15 protein-coding genes, 1 tRNA gene and 1 riboswitch are annotated in these 15705 nt (G+C 58.0%); of the genes, 9 read left to right on the forward strand and 7 right to left on the reverse strand.

Translation table 11 applies throughout. The features are described 5' to 3' along the window. Positions 1 to 182: 182 nt before the first annotated feature. Positions 183 to 279: riboswitch (TPP riboswitch) on the forward strand. Beyond that, the gene (thiD, locus tag HMPREF3153_RS05845; RefSeq protein ID WP_083280959.1) at positions 267 to 1109 is read left to right on the forward strand and encodes a bifunctional hydroxymethylpyrimidine kinase/phosphomethylpyrimidine kinase; all 843 of its coding nucleotides are present in this window, start codon (positions 267 to 269) and stop codon (positions 1107 to 1109) included. Its footprint overlaps the riboswitch before it by 13 nt. A gap of 82 nt (positions 1110 to 1191) precedes the next feature. Here thiD and HMPREF3153_RS05850 read toward each other — a convergent pair whose 3' ends face one another. Next, entirely contained in the window at positions 1192 to 1791 is a 600-nt protein-coding gene (locus HMPREF3153_RS05850; RefSeq protein WP_070420299.1) for a class I SAM-dependent DNA methyltransferase, read from the reverse strand. A 111-nt stretch (positions 1792 to 1902) separates the two neighbouring features. Between HMPREF3153_RS05850 and corA the strand changes: the two genes are divergently transcribed. Then, the gene (corA, locus tag HMPREF3153_RS05855) at positions 1903 to 2976 is read left to right on the forward strand and encodes a magnesium/cobalt transporter CorA (RefSeq protein ID WP_070420300.1); all 1074 of its coding nucleotides are present in this window, start codon (positions 1903 to 1905) and stop codon (positions 2974 to 2976) included. A gap of 51 nt (positions 2977 to 3027) precedes the next feature. Here the strand turns inward: corA and HMPREF3153_RS05860 are convergent, their stop codons facing one another. Further along, the gene (locus HMPREF3153_RS05860; RefSeq protein ID WP_210385555.1) at positions 3028 to 3489 is read right to left on the reverse strand and encodes a PaaI family thioesterase; all 462 of its coding nucleotides are present in this window, start codon (positions 3487 to 3489) and stop codon (positions 3028 to 3030) included. Positions 3490 to 3532: 43 nt separating this feature from the next. On the opposite strand from HMPREF3153_RS05860, the gene gndA reads away from it, so the two are divergent. The 4 genes from gndA (at position 3533) to HMPREF3153_RS05880 (ending at position 8295) form a co-directional block, all read left to right on the forward strand. Beyond that, entirely contained in the window at positions 3533 to 4978 is a 1446-nt protein-coding gene (gndA, locus tag HMPREF3153_RS05865) for an NADP-dependent phosphogluconate dehydrogenase (protein ID WP_005531471.1), read from the forward strand. Positions 4979 to 5144: 166 nt separating this feature from the next. Continuing rightward, positions 5145 to 6536 carry a DEAD/DEAH box helicase gene (locus HMPREF3153_RS05870; RefSeq protein ID WP_046646000.1) on the forward strand — a complete coding sequence of 464 codons (1392 nt, stop codon included), beginning with the start codon at positions 5145 to 5147 and terminating at the stop codon, positions 6534 to 6536. After that, entirely contained in the window at positions 6536 to 7399 is an 864-nt protein-coding gene (locus tag HMPREF3153_RS05875) for a 3-methyladenine DNA glycosylase (RefSeq protein WP_070420302.1), read from the forward strand. Before HMPREF3153_RS05870 ends, HMPREF3153_RS05875 begins: the two co-directional genes overlap by 1 nt. A 65-nt stretch (positions 7400 to 7464) precedes the next feature. Beyond that, on the forward strand, positions 7465 to 8295 hold the full coding sequence (locus HMPREF3153_RS05880) for a vWA domain-containing protein (protein WP_070420303.1): 831 nt from the start codon (positions 7465 to 7467) through the stop codon (positions 8293 to 8295). Between the two features lie 137 nt (positions 8296 to 8432). Here HMPREF3153_RS05880 and HMPREF3153_RS05885 read toward each other — a convergent pair whose 3' ends face one another. The 5 genes from HMPREF3153_RS05885 to secA2 all read right to left on the reverse strand — a co-directional run bounded on the left by HMPREF3153_RS05885 (position 8433) and on the right by secA2 (position 13469). After that, on the reverse strand, positions 8433 to 9011 hold the full coding sequence (locus HMPREF3153_RS05885; RefSeq protein ID WP_100619455.1) for a MerR family transcriptional regulator: 579 nt from the start codon (positions 9009 to 9011) through the stop codon (positions 8433 to 8435). A gap of 109 nt (positions 9012 to 9120) precedes the next feature. After that, positions 9121 to 9759: a bifunctional nuclease family protein gene (locus tag HMPREF3153_RS05890; protein ID WP_049145758.1), complete on the reverse strand. Its 639-nt coding sequence runs from the start codon at positions 9757 to 9759 to the stop codon at positions 9121 to 9123. 96 nt (positions 9760 to 9855) lie between these two features. Then, positions 9856 to 10602 (reverse strand): transcriptional regulator FtsR, encoded by a 747-nt coding sequence (locus HMPREF3153_RS05895; RefSeq protein WP_049063604.1) that lies wholly within the window; start codon positions 10600 to 10602, stop codon positions 9856 to 9858. Between the two features lie 45 nt (positions 10603 to 10647). Continuing rightward, complete coding sequence (gene odhI / locus HMPREF3153_RS05900) at positions 10648 to 11079, reverse strand: oxoglutarate dehydrogenase inhibitor Odhl (RefSeq protein WP_046646002.1); 432 nt, start codon at positions 11077 to 11079, stop codon at positions 10648 to 10650. Positions 11080 to 11177: 98 nt separating this feature from the next. Then, positions 11178 to 13469, reverse strand: coding sequence for an accessory Sec system translocase SecA2 (gene secA2 / locus HMPREF3153_RS05905; protein ID WP_070420304.1), 2292 nt, complete (start codon positions 13467 to 13469; stop codon positions 11178 to 11180). Positions 13470 to 13575: 106 nt separating this feature from the next. Between secA2 and HMPREF3153_RS05910 the strand changes: the two genes are divergently transcribed. The 3 genes from HMPREF3153_RS05910 (at position 13576) to HMPREF3153_RS05920 (ending at position 15284) form a co-directional block, all read left to right on the forward strand. Beyond that, on the forward strand, positions 13576 to 14730 hold the full coding sequence (locus HMPREF3153_RS05910; RefSeq protein ID WP_049191801.1) for a bifunctional alpha/beta hydrolase/OsmC family protein: 1155 nt from the start codon (positions 13576 to 13578) through the stop codon (positions 14728 to 14730). Beyond that, a complete protein-coding gene (locus tag HMPREF3153_RS05915; RefSeq protein WP_070420305.1) occupies positions 14727 to 15125 on the forward strand; it encodes a YchJ family protein in 399 nt (132 codons plus the stop codon). The genes HMPREF3153_RS05910 and HMPREF3153_RS05915 overlap by 4 nt, the downstream gene beginning before the upstream one ends. A gap of 85 nt (positions 15126 to 15210) precedes the next feature. Beyond that, positions 15211 to 15284 (forward strand) — tRNA-Pro (locus HMPREF3153_RS05920). Positions 15285 to 15705: the final 421 nt, after the last annotated feature.

Below are 15705 nucleotides of genomic sequence, written 5' to 3' on the forward strand. Positions count from 1 at the left end.
CGATGACGGGCCAGGCGCGCACTTCAGCGCCGCCTCCCAGCCATCCTGCATCCCGCCCCCGCCTGGCCAAGCTTTTAAGCTTGCTCACGCGGGGGCGGTTTCTGTTTTGTTCTCAAGCTACTGATTCTGCCGAATCTGCCACAATTTATCTCCGCCAGATAGTGCTTTTTGTTAACCTCAAAACTTACGACAAGGGGTGCCGTTGAAAACGGCTGAGATTAAACCCTAAGAACCTGCACTCAGTTAGTACTAGCGAAGGGATAGTTGTGGAATCCACGGATCCACGTGGCACTTTGCCACGCGTTTTGACCATTGCCGGAACGGACCCCACGGGCGGTGCCGGCGTCCAAGCCGACCTAAAGTCTTTTATGGCCGCAGGAGCCTATGGCATGTCGGTGGTCACGGCTTTGGTGGCGCAAAATACGCAGGGAGTGCGTGCGGTGCACACTCCCCCTCTTTCGTTCCTGCAGGAGCAGTTTGACGCAGTGCTTGACGACGTCACGGTTGACGCAGTGAAGATCGGCATGCTCGGCACCGCGGACATTGTGGCCAGTGTTTCTCGCTTCTTGGACGCACTCGCCCCAAATACCCCAATTGTCTTGGACCCTGTCATGGTGGCCACTAGCGGGGATAGGCTCCTCGACGAGAAGGCAGAAGCCGCAGTACGGGAACTCTGCCGCCAGGTCACCGTCATCACGCCTAACCTCAAAGAACTTGCGGTGCTAACGTCCACGCCGCACGCGAGCAGTCTCGAAGAGGCGATTTCGATAGCCCAGGACTGGGCCAGCGAAACGGGCACCTATGTCATCGCCAAAGGCGGTCACTTGCAGGCAGGCCACGCAGACAACGCCGCTGTGGGGCCAGAAGGAGTGCTCTGCCGGGTTTCAAGCCCGCGGGTAGACACGAAAAATACGCACGGCACCGGCTGCTCGCTCTCGTCGGCACTAGCCGCACGCCTTGGCGCGGGGGAAACCCTGCCGGACGCTCTTGAGTGGTCCACCACATGGTTGCATGAAGCCATTGAAAACGCCGACGGTCTGCGCGTCGGACACGGGCACGGACCTGTGGATCACGGACACCAGCTGCGGCGACAGGCCGGGCTGCTTTAGAACAGTTCGCGAACTGTTAACTGTTTTCGAACCCTTCTCGAGATTCTTTAGGACGGTCATTCTCTAGGACTGTATCTGGACGCTAAAGCAGGTCTGCGCCTGGGCGGGTCAGCACCGCTACCAAGAATGTCGAGCTCTCCTTGAATACCTTCATATCCCACGAGGAGAAAAGGAAGTCAACGCGGAAGCCCACCTCCTTGGCCAGGGTCAGGAAGTCATCAAAGGCCCAGCCGCGGCCTTCACCAAAGCCGACGACAAATCGGCCGTCAGAATGCAGCGAGTTGTAGATATTGCGCAGGGCGGCCTCACGGCCATCTACTGCGAGGAAGGTCATAACGTTGCCTGCTGCCACGGCCAAGTCAAAGTTACCCTCCGGAATCTCGTCCTCTGAGAGGTCACCTACCACCCACTGGCCGTCCGGGAAATCGTGCTCCGCGTGGCTAATGAGGATGGGATCGACGTCGACACCGACGACCTTGTGGCCACGATTGACCAACTCGCCACCAAGCCGGCCTGTGCCACAGCCTGCATCCAAAATTAGGGAGCCTCGCTCCACCATTGCGTCCACTAGACGCGCCTCACCGTGGATATCCTTGCCCTGCGCAGCAAGCATTTTCCACTTGCGGGCAAAGTTCTCTGAGTGTGCAGGGTTGGCAGCGGTGACTTCTTTCCAAGTAGGCATGAAAACTAGTATATGCCCCGTGGCAGTGTAGGCTTTACCCGCTAGTTAAAAATTGCCTGCCGAAACCAATTTCGGCTCACGTCTGCTCATAAAGTGAAGGAGGCTGAAACGATGCCGTCTGTACCGTCGCCCTTTAGGCCACGCAAGAAGAACGATCCACCCAGTACCTCCCGCACTTTCTCTGTTCCGGCAGAACGAGCAATCGAACATTGCCGGGTCTTCGTCGATGGCGAGTCGCTTCCGGGCGAGTTCACCCCGCACACGGCTTTGCAGACTGTGGAGGAATACGGACGCGGATTCGTGTGGGTAGGCCTGCATGAGCCTTATGAGTCCCAGATGACCAAGGTTGCGTCCGAGTTTGGTATCCACGAACTGATCGTGGAAGACGCCGTCCAAGCACACCAGCGCCCCAAACTCGAGCGCTACGACGATCAACTGTTTATGGTCGCCCGTTCGGTCAACTACCGCGACCACGATGAGGTTGCTGATAAGCGCCAGATCATCTCCACAGGTGAAATCCAGATGATTCTGGGGAGCAACTTCATCATTACGGTCCGCCACTCTGCCAAGCTGCCAAACCTGGCCTACACGGTCCAGGACGAGCAGGACTTGGTCGAACTCGGACCAGTAGCCATGGCATGGAAAATTCTTGACATGATGGTGGATCGCTACTCCGAGATCGTGCGCCTGCTCGCCATCGAGGTCGATGAGATCGAGGAAGAGGTCTTTACGCCGCAGACCAAGTTCAACATTGACAGGATCTACATGTTCAAGCGTGAGATCTTGGAGATGAAGCACGCCATTGACCCGCTTTCGGTCGCGCTGAAAGCCATGATCAATGACCACAAGGACTTGATCTCGAAGCAGATTCGTTCTTACCTGCGCGACGTCAACGACCACGAGCTCGTGGTCAAGGACCAGGTGGCAGGCTTCGACGAGCGCCTCACCTCGCTTATCGACGCCTCTGTGGCCAAGGTGACCATGCAGCAAAACAGCGACATGCGCACCATCTCTGCAGTGGTCGGCATGTGGGCTGCTCCTACCCTGGTCGCCGGCATTTACGGCATGAACTTCGATGTCATGCCGGAACTGCACTGGCCCGGCGGCTACTTCATGGCGCTAGGCCTCATGGTGCTCGTGGTCGCGGTCATGTGGTGGTGGTTCCGCCGCAACCACTGGCTCTAGGGCGAAAACAAAGCCCTAGAGAGTACACAGCACTCCCTAGGGTCCGCAGCACTATGGGTTGACCATTGTGCGCAGGTTCGTGCGCGCAATGAGTTTGCCGGCTTGGCGCATCTCAACGCACCAGATGTGGGTGCGCCGACCCAGCTGTACTGGTATTGCAACGGCTTCCAAAATTCCGTCAGACACTGAGCGGATGAAGTCGGTGTTGTTGTTGATACCAACTACCGGTGCAGCCGCTGCAACGAAGGATGCAATGGAGCCCACGGATTCCGCGATGGAGCAATAAAGGCCGCCGTTGGCCGCGCCCCACGGCTGGTGGTGCTCAGGCTTGACCTCAAGCTGGGCACGTACTTCGTCCTTCGACACAAAAGTAAAGTCCAGGCCGAGCAGCCCGCCAAGGCCGTGGTTGTGGGCGTTGAAAATCGCGATTTCCTCGGCGGAAAGCGGGCGTTCTTGGACGGTGGCGACCATCTTCGCCATGAGTTCAAACTTGTCTGGGTTTTCTTGGCTCATGCCATGACAGAATAGCGGGAAAGTCTGACGTAGGATAGAGCACATGACTGAAAAGACTGAACTCGCCCACATTGGCGTTGTCGGCTTGGCTGTTATGGGCTCTAACTTGGCCCGCAACTTCGCCCACAACGGCAACACCGTAGCCGTCTACAACCGCAGCCCGGAGAAGACCCACAAGCTCATCGAAGAACACGGCTCCGAGGGCAACTTCATCCCTTCCGAGACCGTCGAGGACTTCGTCGCATCGCTTGCGCGCCCGCGCAAGGCCATCATCATGGTTCAGGCAGGTAAGGCTACCGATGCAGTAATCGACCAGCTGGCTGCAGCCATGGATGAAGGCGACATCATCATCGATGGCGGAAACGCCCTCTACACCGACACCATCCGTCGTGAGAAGGAAGTAGCTGCCAAGGGCAAGCACTTCGTTGGCGCCGGCATCTCCGGTGGCGAGGAAGGCGCGCTCAACGGCCCGTCCATCATGCCCGGTGGCCCTGCTGAGTCCTGGAAGACCCTCGGCCCCATCCTGGAATCGATCGCTGCCAAGGTTGACGGCACCCCGTGCGTGACCCACATCGGCCCGGATGGCGCCGGCCACTTCGTCAAGATGGTCCACAACGGTATCGAGTACGCCGACATGCAGGTTATTGGCGAGGCCTACCAGCTGCTGCGTTACGGCGCTGGCCTCGAGCCTGCCGAGATCGCTGCTGTGTTCAAGGAATGGAACTCCGGTGATCTCGACTCCTACCTCATCGAGATCACCGCTGAGGTTCTCGCACAGACCGATCCGGAAACGGGCAAGCCGCTAGTCGACGTCATCGTTGACGCCGCCGGCCAGAAGGGCACCGGCCGCTGGACCGCCATCAATGGCCTAGAGCTGGGTGTTCCGGTTACCGCCATCGCTGAAGCTGTCTTCGCTCGCGCTCTTTCTTCGGCTACCGAGCAGCGCGCAGCGGCCCAAGAGGGTGAGCTTCCAGCCGGCGTCATCGAGACCGACGTCGACAAGCAGGCGTTCATCGAGGACGTGCGCCAGGCGCTCTATGCTTCCAAGCTCATTGCTTACTCCCAGGGCTTCGATGAGATCAAGGCGGGCTCTGAGCAGTTCGGCTGGGACGTTGACCCACGCGACCTTGCCACCATCTGGCGCGGCGGTTGCATCATCCGCGCTAAGTTCCTGGACCGCATCCGCGAGGCTTATGACACCAACCCGCAGCTGCCGGCCCTGATTCTCGATCCTTACTTCAAGGGCGAGCTCTCCGAGCTCATCGCGCCTTGGCGCCGCGTGGTTGTCACCGCGACCCAACTAGGCCTACCGGTACCGGTCTTTGCCTCTTCCCTGTCCTACTACGACAGCCTGCGCGCTGAGCGCCTGCCCGCTGCCCTCATCCAGGGCCAGCGCGATTTCTTCGGCGCTCACACCTTCAAGCGCGTGGATAAGGAAGGAACCTTCCACATCGAGTGGTCAGCCGATCGCAGCCTGAGCGAGCTTTAGATTCAGCTGGCTTGACGCCACCGAATCTTGCGCAGCGCAAGGTCCTCTTCTTGAGGCCCTAGCGCTGTACTCGTTTTAGTCTTAGTTCCTCCGCGCCGGTCAATCCGGACTTTGTGTGCTTTCGGGATTACGGAATCATGAGGCTTGGCCACTAAGCTAAAGGGCAATGACTACTTTCGCCGACCTCGGCTTACCTCAAGAAATCGTACGTGTCCTCAACAAGCAGGGCATCACGGAACCTTTCCCTATCCAGCAGGCGGCAATCCCCGACGCCCTCGCTGGCAAAGACGTCCTCGGCCGCGGTCCGACGGGTTCTGGCAAGACCTTCACCTTTGGCCTTCCCATCCTCACCCGATTGACTCACACTGGTGCCTCGAAGCCGGCTCGCCCGCGCGCTTTGGTGCTTGCACCGACGCGTGAGCTCGCGACGCAGATCCACGATCGCCTCGATGAGCCCGCGAATGCTTTAGGCTTGCGCGTCCTTTCTGTGGTCGGCGGCGTGAACATCAACCACCACATCCGCTCGCTCGCCCGCCCCGTAGATCTGTTGGTGGCAACCCCTGGACGCGCACAGGACCTCATCAATCAGGGCAAGCTTTCGCTTGACGACGTCGCGATTACTGCGCTCGACGAAGCTGACCACATGGCTGACATGGGCTTCCTCCCGCAGGTCCGCAAGCTCATGGCGCTCACGCCCAAGAAGGGACAGCGTTTACTCTTCTCTGCCACGCTGGATGGCGATGTGGACAAGCTGGTCAAGCAGTTCATGCACTCCCCTGTTACACACTCAACCGCACCGGTTGAAGCAGCAGTAGACACCATGACCCACCACTTGGTTTTCGTTGGGGACCGCGATAGCCGCAACGACGTGGTTGTGCGCATCGCCGCACGCGAAGGCAAGACCATCTTGTTCATGCGCACCAAGCACGGTGTAGACCGTCAAGCCAAGAAGCTGCGCCGCGTAGGAATCAATGCCCTGCCGCTGCATGGTGATAAAGGCCAGGGCGCGCGCACGAAGGCCATTGAGGGTTTCGCTGATGGCTCGGTTCCCGTGCTTGTGGCCACCGACATTGCGGCCCGCGGCATCGATATTGCGGACGTCTCGCTGGTCGTGCACGTGGACCCACCTGCTGAGCACAAGGCCTACCTGCACCGCGCCGGGCGTACCGCGCGTGGTGGTGCCTCTGGCGCGGTGGTCACTTTGGTCATGGATCAGCAACGCGATGAGGTTGCCAAGCTCATCAAGAAGGCCGGAGTCAAAGCCTTCGAGCTTGATCTAAGTGATCGACCTAATCCTGCTGGCGCTCCGGAGCTCGCCAAGATTACCGGCGCACGCAAGCCTTCTGGTGAACCCCTCCCGCCGCCGCACCAGAACAATCCGGCTTCGCGGGGCGGTAGTTCCAAGCGCCAGAACGCTGGCGACCAGTCTGGACAACCTGGACGCGGCAGACACGGTGGCCGTGGTGGCCGTGGTGGCGCGGGTGGCCGCGGCAGTCGAAACCGTTCCCGCAATGGAAAGCCAGGGGGCTCGGGCCGCCGAGGTGGTGGTCAGCGCTAATGCTGCTGCAGCCCAACGAGTGGCGTCCCCGCTACGATGCGCATGTTGCACGTGCTGAGGAGCTCCTAGCCGAGTTTCGCCACCCCGGTGGCTATCACCCGGTCTATGATTTCCTCTTCGAGTACTACCCGGTGCGGCCTTCTCATCTTCGACGTTGGCACCCAGGCTTTGGGGTTACGCTCTTGGGCGAGCCGGGACAGGTTCCGCACGAGGAGTGGCGCGACTACCGCCGCACGGGTCAGGGTGTACACCTCGATCTGGACTCTTTCTGGCAAAGACGCGGGGAATCTATCACCTATATCCGTAACCTGATGGCAAAGACTGCGGCCAATCCTGCACAGTTTGACTGCTTCGGGTTGCACGAATGGGCGATGGTTTATAAAACGGACACTCCGCGCCATGACTTACCGCTGCGCTTGGGCGCGGCGGGCACCAATGAGGTCGTCGAAAACCATCGAGTCCGGTGCACCCACTACGATGCTTTTCGCTTCTTCACTGAGCCAGCACGTCCGCTCAACCTCACTGTATTGACGCGCGAAGGACAGCCGGACAGCGATCAGAGCGGTTGCGTCCATGCGACGATGGACCTGTACAAGTGGGCATGGAAGTTAGGCCCCTTGGTGCCCGGTGAGCTATTCATTCAAACCTTGGAGTTAGCCATTGAAGCCCGCACTCTTGATATGGAGGCTTCGCCGTATGACTGCCGTGATTGGGGCTTCGGCGTGGTGCCTATTGAAACCCCAGAGGGCAAAGCTGAATACGTTGGGCGCCAACGTGCGCTGGCAGCCAAGGCTAAACCGCTGCGTCAACGGCTTGTCACCCTCGTGGATGAGGCGTCGGCGGCTACAATGACAAACCGATAAAGTGAGCATAAGCCCGGGTGGGGCTATGGAAACGGCACGAGCCGTCCAGTGCGGAAGGAATACTCATGGCACGACATTCCAATGGCAAAAACACGTTCGCGATGGCGGGTTGGGTGTTGGCCCTCCTGGCCGCACTTATTCTCGCTATTGCGGTGGGCTTGTTCTTCCTTCTGCGGGGCGGGGACTCCCCTAAAGCCACGACGGCAGCTGACTCAGAAGTCGCCGAAACCACGGCAGAAGCCAGTGCCGCAGCTTCCACGAGCAAGGAAGCACCCAGTTCCACGTCCACGGCTGCGGATTCGAGCGCCAGCTCCACGAGCGCTGCGCCGGATAACGAAGCTGGGGCCGCCTTCGCGGACAACACCCTTGTCCTGCTTGATACTTCAGAGGGACTCGCTCCCTACTTCAACCCTGTAACGCAGGCCCTAGCGGAAACAGCCACTGCTCTCGGTGAGAAAGATGGCCTAGTGAGCCTGTGGAACTATTCCTCACCTATTTCCGAGACCGCCACAGTGGGATACCGCCAAAACATTGGCTTCGGCGAGGCCGGCCCAGTGGCGTTTGCGGTTCAGCAGTTCGGTACCGGTGGTGTTCCCCAAACCCGTAGTGCAGTCACTGCCGCGCTGACGAATGCCTCTGAGCAGGCTGCTGGTACTGGCAAGAACGCTAAGGTCCTCCTCGTCACCACGGGCACCGCGCAGGACATGGATGATTCCACATTCAAACAAGTACTCAACGAAGCCAAATCCAAGGACGTAACCTTGTCCGTCGTCCACGTTGGCGAAGGCGACAAAGACACAGTGCTTGACGACGCCGCAGATTCCTTCACCGCCGTTGCAGACCCAAGCGATGAGGCAGCAGTAGCCAAGGCACTCAAGGCAGCCGCTGGCGCGTAGCGCTTTGCACCAGCCGCGTGCCGCGCACCAATTGAAAAGTAGATAGTGCGGCTAGATTCTGCTAGACAAACAAAACAACAACAGGCCCCGACTCACGTGAGCTTGAGTCGGGGCCTATAGCTTTGGTCAAAGAACTCCTAAGAGGTCTTGCGCTTGCGGCGAGCAGCGAGCTCGTCGATTCCTACAACAGTTTCTTCTTCGAACTCGTCGACGCGCTCGGCCGGGAAAGAGGAAATGGTGCCGGAGAGCTCCTTGAGGATGCCAGGCACAGCAATACCGAATACACCCTGGCCGCCGGCCAGAAGGTCGATGACCTCATCGTTGGAGCGGCACTCGTAGACGGTGGTGCCGTCGGAAACGAGGGTCAGCTCAGCAAGGTCATTGACACCGCGGTCGCGCAATGAATCAACAGCCACGCGAATGTTCTGCAGCGAGATCCCAGTGTCAAGCAAACGCTTAACGATCTTCAAGACAAGCACGTCCTTGAAGGAGTACAGACGCTGCGAACCGGAACCGCGGGCGGTACGAATGGAAGGGTTAACCAGGTTGGTACGTGCCCAGTAATCAAGCTGGCGGTAAGTAATGCCGGCAACCTGGCAAGCGATTGGAACACGGTAACCCAGTTCCTCGTCAGGACCCACATCGAAAAGGGACTCTTGAACGTAGCCTTCGTCCGTGCCGAAGGTGGCGGTGTACTCGTCGCGTTCGCCGTTGATGCTCACGTAATTACTCCAATGGTGTTTGTTGGAAGCTCTAAAGCTTTATTAAAGGCCACCACCCTGACCCCGTCAAGGGCAAGGCATGACCAAACTCTCTAGTGCAACTTTAGACTTCTTTATCCCCATTGTCATCATTAGTCACACGCGTGTCATTAGTTTCTTTTCCATCGTTTTCTTCAAGAAAGTCCTCTTCAGACACACCTAGAGAGCGCATCATCGCCTCAAAATCGGCATCTGCCTGGGGATTTCCTGAAGCAGAGCTGTCTGAGCCGAGGGTTTTCCCTGCTTCTTCCGCAGCGGGGGGAACGGGGGGATCAAAGTGAAAACCGAAGTAGGCTTCCATGTCATCTGCCGTCACAAACACCGACACTTTATTGAGCAGCTCTTGATCGACGGTGATTGGAACTCCAAAGTGTTCGGAGACTACAAGCGCATCGGTGAGCTTAGCGTCATGAACTTCCCCGGTTTCATCGACGATGTCAATCATGAAGGTGCCTTCGTAGTAATTGACTATCTCGATCGAGCCAACGCCGCCGGCCATTTCGATGAACTCCAGGAGTAGATCATGCGTGTTAGGGCGAGTCTCGCTATATCCGTCGAGGCGCTGCATGACGCGCGACCCCTCAAGCGGGGAAAGCCACACGGGGAGGATCTTGTTTCCTTCTACCCAACGCAGCAACGCGCATAGTTCATTTTCCGGCTCCATTACATGGATGCCGTGGAACTCAAGACTAGTTTTTTCCATACTCTCCACTCTCCCACATTTGGGCCGATCGTGGTGGCAGGCCCAGCGCAAGAAGTGAGCTCCGTGGGCCGGAAGGTCTTGAGTCCCCGAGTCTGTTTAAGAGTTGTACTCGTTGCGCAGGTCAGTCTTGACCAAAGTGGCATGCAGGGAGACGACCAACGCGGTCATCTGCTGGGAGAGTTCCTCCGCCTGGTGAGCAGCGGTGTCAGACTTGGAGTTGGCCACTGGGGAGGCAACCCGTGCAATGAGGTCAGCCTGCCGGCGGGCATTGTTGCGCAAGGACTTAAGCTGACGCTCCTCAAAGCCGAAGGCCTTGAGCGCCACAGCTGCAGAAACCGCGGCTACGTCGTCAGCGTCAAAGAATCCAGACGCATCCGGAGAGATGAGGCCAACCTTGACCAGGCTTGCCACCTCTGCTTCAGTGGAGCCAGCCTGGGCGGCAACTTCCGCGTCAGTCAAACGGGTGACGGCCGGCGCACGGAACTGATCGGGGCGCAGAAGTGTTTCTGCCTTGCCCGCAGACACGATAGCCATAACCTGACCAGAATCCATGGCTTCAAGCTGCTCACGAATAACCTTCAGCGGCGTGTAGTTGTCTCGCTGAGTAGTCAGGATGTAGCGAAGGCGATCGACGTCTTCCTGAGTGAAGCGGCGGTAACCGGACGCAGTACGTTGTGGCGTGATCAGACCTTCGGATTCGAGGAAGCGAATCTTCGACACGGTAACGTCAGGGAACTGCTTGTTCAGCTGCTCCAAAACGACGCCGATCGACATGGTCTTGGCCTTCTTCGCCTTCACTGCCCCTTTACGCAGGGCTGCGGCGTTGGACTGTGCTGCGCTCACGATATTTCTCTTGGTGCTTCTCTCAGGGTCGAACGTGATTCGTTATTACTGGTTGGCGATGAAAACCAGACGGAACTTGCCGATCTGAATTTCGTCGCCCACGTGCAGCACCTGGGAGTTGCGAGGCTCGCGGTTGACGTAGGTGCCGTTGAGGGATCCGACGTCGACGACCTCGAACTCGCCCTCATTCACGCGGAATTCGGCATGGCGGCGAGAAACGGTGACATCATCAAGGAAGATGTCAGCCTCTGGGTGACGGCCCGCAGTGGTGGTGGGCTGGTCAAGAAGGAAACGGGCGCCAGCATTTGGTCCACGCTTTACAACGAGAAGTGCTTGGCCCTCAGAGAGGTTCTCAGCACCAGCAACGGAGGTCTCGTTACCCGCCGCGGCGCCGTTTTCCATCTCCTTGAGAAGGTCTGCACGGAATACAGAAGTGGTTTCTACCTGCGGTTCCGGGGTTCCGGTCTGCTCGCTCATTTTTACCTCCGAATGGTCGGATTCATGTTGACTTATTCCATATTAGCGACTCACCCGCGCGCGCGAGCATCGTCACCCTATTTGTTTCGTAAATTATGTTAACGGAAAATATTGCCGATGCCTTTAAGTACCGAATTTCCAACGCCGGACAAGGGATTATCCGAGACCATGTAAGTCCACGTGGCGCTCGGGCGAGCCAAGCCAGAATCTTCCATGTGTGCCCCCGCTTCGTCAATGCTGACCTTCTTAAAGGTATCCACGGATTCCTCCACCGCGCGCTGGGCTAACTCCTTGAATTCGCGCACCGCAATACGGTGATATTCATCAATCGGAGTCTCACGCGCGATAGCACGAAGATGGATGGACTCACGGACATCATCCATGAGTTCCAGGTGGTCTGCCCAGGCGAGGTCCAGGTGATAAAGCATGATTTCACGCGCAGCGGCGATGCGAGCACTTTCTGGGACCTCTGCCAGTTCGGCCGCCCGCTGCGGCGCACGTTGCTCGAGCTCCTCCCAGGCTTGGGCGGAATCAAGCAGCTTTGCACGACGTTCGTCGATGATGATGCGCTGATCAGCTAGGAGCTGGTTGTATTTCCAGGTTTGCGCGTGGATTTCCAGCAACTGGCCCTCGGTAACGCGTTGGCAGTGCGCCACGAAGTCAGAGACACGCTTCGATTGAATCAAGCCGGTTTTATCCGGCTGCGCCGACAGCGCTTCGTCGCCACCGCCTTGCTTGACGACGTCGTCCTCCAAGGACACGAAGAACAGAGACAGACCCGGGTCGCCTTGGCGTCCTGCGCGACCACGCAGCTGATTATCCAGGCGCGAGGTGCGATGCCGCGAGGTGCCAATGACTGCGAGGCCACCAAGCTCGGCAGCTTTGTCCCTATCTTCTTCGGTGGCGCCGCCCAACTTGATATCAGTACCGCGGCCTGCCATCTGAGTAGACACCGTTACACGCCCAATGTCGCCGGCTTCGGCCACAATCCGCGCCTCTTCGGCATCGTTCTTCGCGTTAAGAACGCTCACGGCAATGCCCCGCTCACGCAAAGCTGCCGCAAGATCCTCAGATTCGGCCACGTCGTGGGTGCCTACCAGCACCGGCTGCCCAGTGGCATTGATGGCAACGATTTCTTCGACGATTGCTTTGGACTTGTCCTCGACCGTTGCATAAATACGGTCGGCCTCGTCAAAGCGCTGCAGCTCCTTGTTCCTGTCGATGACCGAGACGTGAAGGTCATAGAACTGCCGCAGCTGATCCGTTGCTTCGACTGCGGTGCCGGTCATGCCGCACACCAGCGGGTAGCGGCGCATCAGCTCCTGCAGAGTGATGGTGTCAAGGATACGGCCGCCCTCGGAAACCTCGAGTCCTTCCTTCGCTTCAACGGCCGCCTGCAGTCCGTCTGGCCAACGCTGCAGGTCCGCTACCCGTCCGCGGGAGGCGTCAATAAGCTGCAGCTTGCCGTCTGCGACGATGTAGTGAATGTCGCGAATCAGCAACGCCTTGGCGTGGAGCGCAAGGTTGACCTTCACCAGCACGGTACCGATGTTTTCCTCGGAATATAGGGAATCGATGCCAAGCTCCCGCTCGACGCGTGCTGCGCCGTCTTCGGTAAGCGCTACCGTGCGGCCGTCCTCAGCAATGACGTAATCGAGGTCCTCACGTAGGCGGGAGACAACGTTGGTGATATGGCCTGTGGGGGCTTGACCGGGGCGATTGCCCGCCAGGACGAGAGGCACGAGGGCCTCATCCACCAGAACGGAGTCCGCCTCATCGACAAGCGCCACGTCCGCGCGGGCCTGAACGGTCTGGGAGCGATCCGTGATCTGGTTGTCGCGAAGCACGTCAAAGCCAAGTTCATTGACGGGGGCATAAATGATGTCGCAAAGGTATGCCGCGCGACGCTCATCCGCTGTCTTCTTTTCGGTAACTGAGCTAACTGTCAGACCGAAAAACTCCACCAGAGGGCGCATCCATTCAGCATCACGATCTGCAAGATAGTTGTTGACCGTCACAAGATGAACGCGCTTGCCCGTGAGCGCGAAACCGGTTGCCGCCATCGCGCCAACCAAAGTTTTGCCCTCACCGGTGGCCATTTGGATGACGTCACCGGTGAGCAATCGAAGCACGGCTTGGGACTGTACGATGAAAGGATGCATTCCCAGGGTGCGTTCACTGGCCACCGCAAGAGCCGCCAAAAATGTGGCTTTATCTGCAATTTCACCATCCCGCACGGAGTCGCGCGCGGCCTGGGCAACCGCGGCGTCGTCAAGCGCGGCTAGCTCCTGCGTGGCAGAACTTGAGCTTTCAACGATCGCTTTGGACTTCTTATCGTTTCGCTCAGACTGCGCACCCATGGCTTTCCAGAACCAACCAAATGCACCCATGCTCGTCTCCGTTACTTCCAACGACTTAACGTAAATTAATTTAACTCTTTCGACTCTAGCTAACCCACTGTGGCCTATGTGGCGAAGGCTCTATATCCTAGAATTTATGCAATCCGTGAACGTGAAGCTCCCGTCCTCCACCGGAACCATGATGGCGGGAACCATCGACTTTCCAGACTCTGCGCCGCAAGCATTCGCCATCTTTGCGCACTGTTTTGCAGGCTCCCGCCACACGCCTGGCGCCGCCCGCGTTTCCAAGCAGTTGACCAAATTCGGCGTAGCCACCCTCCGCTTTGATTTCCCTGGCCTGGGCCAATCAGAGGGCAACTTTGCAGAAACCAGCTTCAGCCAAAATGTGGCCGATATTCAAGCAGCCGCCACATGGCTCGCTGAGAACTATTCCGCACCGCAGCTGCTGATGGGCCACTCTCTCGGCGGCGCCGCTTCCTTGGCCGCGGCAAGCGGAATCCGCTCACTCAAGGCAGTAGCTACCATCGGTGCGCCTTTCGACCCGGCACACTCCGTGCTTCACTACGCAGACAAAATCGGTGAGGTCGACGCAAACGGTGAAGTTGAGGTCACTCTGGGTGGACGTGCGCTTACCATTTCGCGTCACTTCCTTGAAGACCTTGCTGATACCAATCCAGAGGAGTACCTGCGCCACCTGCGCAAGCCGCTCATGATCCTGCACTCCCCGATCGATCAGACCGTGGGCATCGATAATGCACAGAACATCTTCCTTAAGACTCGCTACCCCAAGTCTTTGGTGGCGCTCGATAAGGCGGATCACCTCGTGACCAAGCAGGGGGCTGCCGCACGTGCGGCGGACCTTATCGGCGCATGGTTCGAGCAATTTATTGTTCCAGAGAACGTGCCAGCGCACGTTGACGATTCCGCGGCCCAGGCACAGCCTGCAGTGGGCACCAAGTTCGGCGTTGTGGTGCGCCACAATGACCTCTCTGTCCCTGCGGACCGCACTAAGAAGCAGGGAGGCAAAGGCCAAGGTTTCACCGCTGAGGGCCTGCTCATGTCCGCATTGGCAACGGCTAGTACTCAGTCCATCAAGCAGGCGGCCAAGGGCATGGCGCTTGACGACGTCGAGGTAACCGTCACCCACGTTCATGACAAGACTTTTGAACGCCGCATTGAGTTGGTGGGTAACCTAAGCACCGACGAAAAGGCGGAGCTTTTCAAAGCAGCGACTACTTCTGAAATAGAACAGCTTCTGGGCGCTGCCCACATCGTAGATGTACACGCATGATCGTGCTCAATCCATTAAGCCCAGAAGCCCGTTGTCCTTGTGGGCTTGGCCTCAGCTTCGGTGAATGCTGCGGGCAGTATCACGGTGGTAAACCCGCGCCCACTGCCGAGGCTTTGATGCGCTCCCGCTTCTCTGCTTTTGTGACGGGTGATGAGGAATACTTGCTCAGGACCTGGGACTCAGACACCCGCCCTGAGCGAGTACACCTAGAGGACAATGGAATTCGCTTTTATCGCCTAGACATAATCGACACAGAGGGCGGTGGGCCGCTCGATACCACCGGGGTTGTTGAATTTGAGGCCTTCTATAAGGGGGCGGCAGTAGGTTCCCAACGTGAACGTTCTCAGTTCCGCCGTCAAGACGGGAAATGGGTCTATAGCTCCGGTGACTTTTAGTTAAAACAACAGCTCATCTAGGCGATTGGAAACAGTGAATACGACTGATGTAATCTAATCACGTTGCGTCCTCAAGGCGTGACGGCGGACTATGGCGCAGTTTGGTAGCGCACTACACTGGGGGTGTAGGGGTCGCAGGTTCAAATCCTGTTAGTCCGACCGGGAGAAACCGGAGTGATTTAGTTCACTTCGGTTCTTTTAGTTTTTCACGTTTCCGCTGTTCAGGGCGTTATAGATTTTCTACCTGAGATAGCATCATAAAGCCCGATGGGTTGTTTCAGGGGATTTATGGCACGGATATGGCACGGAATAAACGGGGCTCAACCCGAAAATTGCGCAGCGGTCGCTACCAAGCTCGATACACAGGACCGGATGGAATTCAGTACAAAGCGCAAACTACTTTTCCTGATGAGTTAGCCGCTTTAGGGTGGCTTGCTTCAATTCGGCAAACCATCGATCTAGACACATGGCAACCTCCAGAGATTGCACCCAGGGTCCGTAAAGTGCCCACCGTAGGCGAAATGGTCCAGCTCTGGCTTACCCAAAGCACATCCGCTTGACCGAGTACTCGGTTCGGTGG

The organism is Corynebacterium sp. HMSC06C06, from assembly GCF_001807295.1.
GTDB classification, from domain to species: Bacteria; Actinomycetota; Actinomycetes; order Mycobacteriales; family Mycobacteriaceae; genus Corynebacterium; species Corynebacterium striatum.

Coding starts and splice junctions, on each gene's coding strand:
- HMPREF3153_RS05850 (WP_070420299.1), bottom strand. CDS start 1,791: ATGCCTACTTGGAAAGAAGTCACCGCTGCCAACCCTGCACACTCAGAG.
- corA (WP_070420300.1), top strand. CDS start 1,903: ATGCCGTCTGTACCGTCGCCCTTTAGGCCACGCAAGAAGAACGATCCA.
- HMPREF3153_RS05860 (WP_210385555.1), bottom strand. CDS start 3,489: ATGAGCCAAGAAAACCCAGACAAGTTTGAACTCATGGCGAAGATGGTC.
- gndA (WP_005531471.1), top strand. CDS start 3,533: ATGACTGAAAAGACTGAACTCGCCCACATTGGCGTTGTCGGCTTGGCT.
- HMPREF3153_RS05870 (WP_046646000.1), top strand. CDS start 5,145: ATGACTACTTTCGCCGACCTCGGCTTACCTCAAGAAATCGTACGTGTC.
- HMPREF3153_RS05875 (WP_070420302.1), top strand. CDS start 6,536: ATGCTGCTGCAGCCCAACGAGTGGCGTCCCCGCTACGATGCGCATGTT.
- HMPREF3153_RS05880 (WP_070420303.1), top strand. CDS start 7,465: ATGGCACGACATTCCAATGGCAAAAACACGTTCGCGATGGCGGGTTGG.
- HMPREF3153_RS05890 (WP_049145758.1), bottom strand. CDS start 9,759: ATGGAAAAAACTAGTCTTGAGTTCCACGGCATCCATGTAATGGAGCCG.
- odhI (WP_046646002.1), bottom strand. CDS start 11,079: ATGAGCGAGCAGACCGGAACCCCGGAACCGCAGGTAGAAACCACTTCT.
- secA2 (WP_070420304.1), bottom strand. CDS start 13,469: ATGGGTGCATTTGGTTGGTTCTGGAAAGCCATGGGTGCGCAGTCTGAG.
- HMPREF3153_RS05910 (WP_049191801.1), top strand. CDS start 13,576: ATGCAATCCGTGAACGTGAAGCTCCCGTCCTCCACCGGAACCATGATG.
- HMPREF3153_RS05915 (WP_070420305.1), top strand. CDS start 14,727: ATGATCGTGCTCAATCCATTAAGCCCAGAAGCCCGTTGTCCTTGTGGG.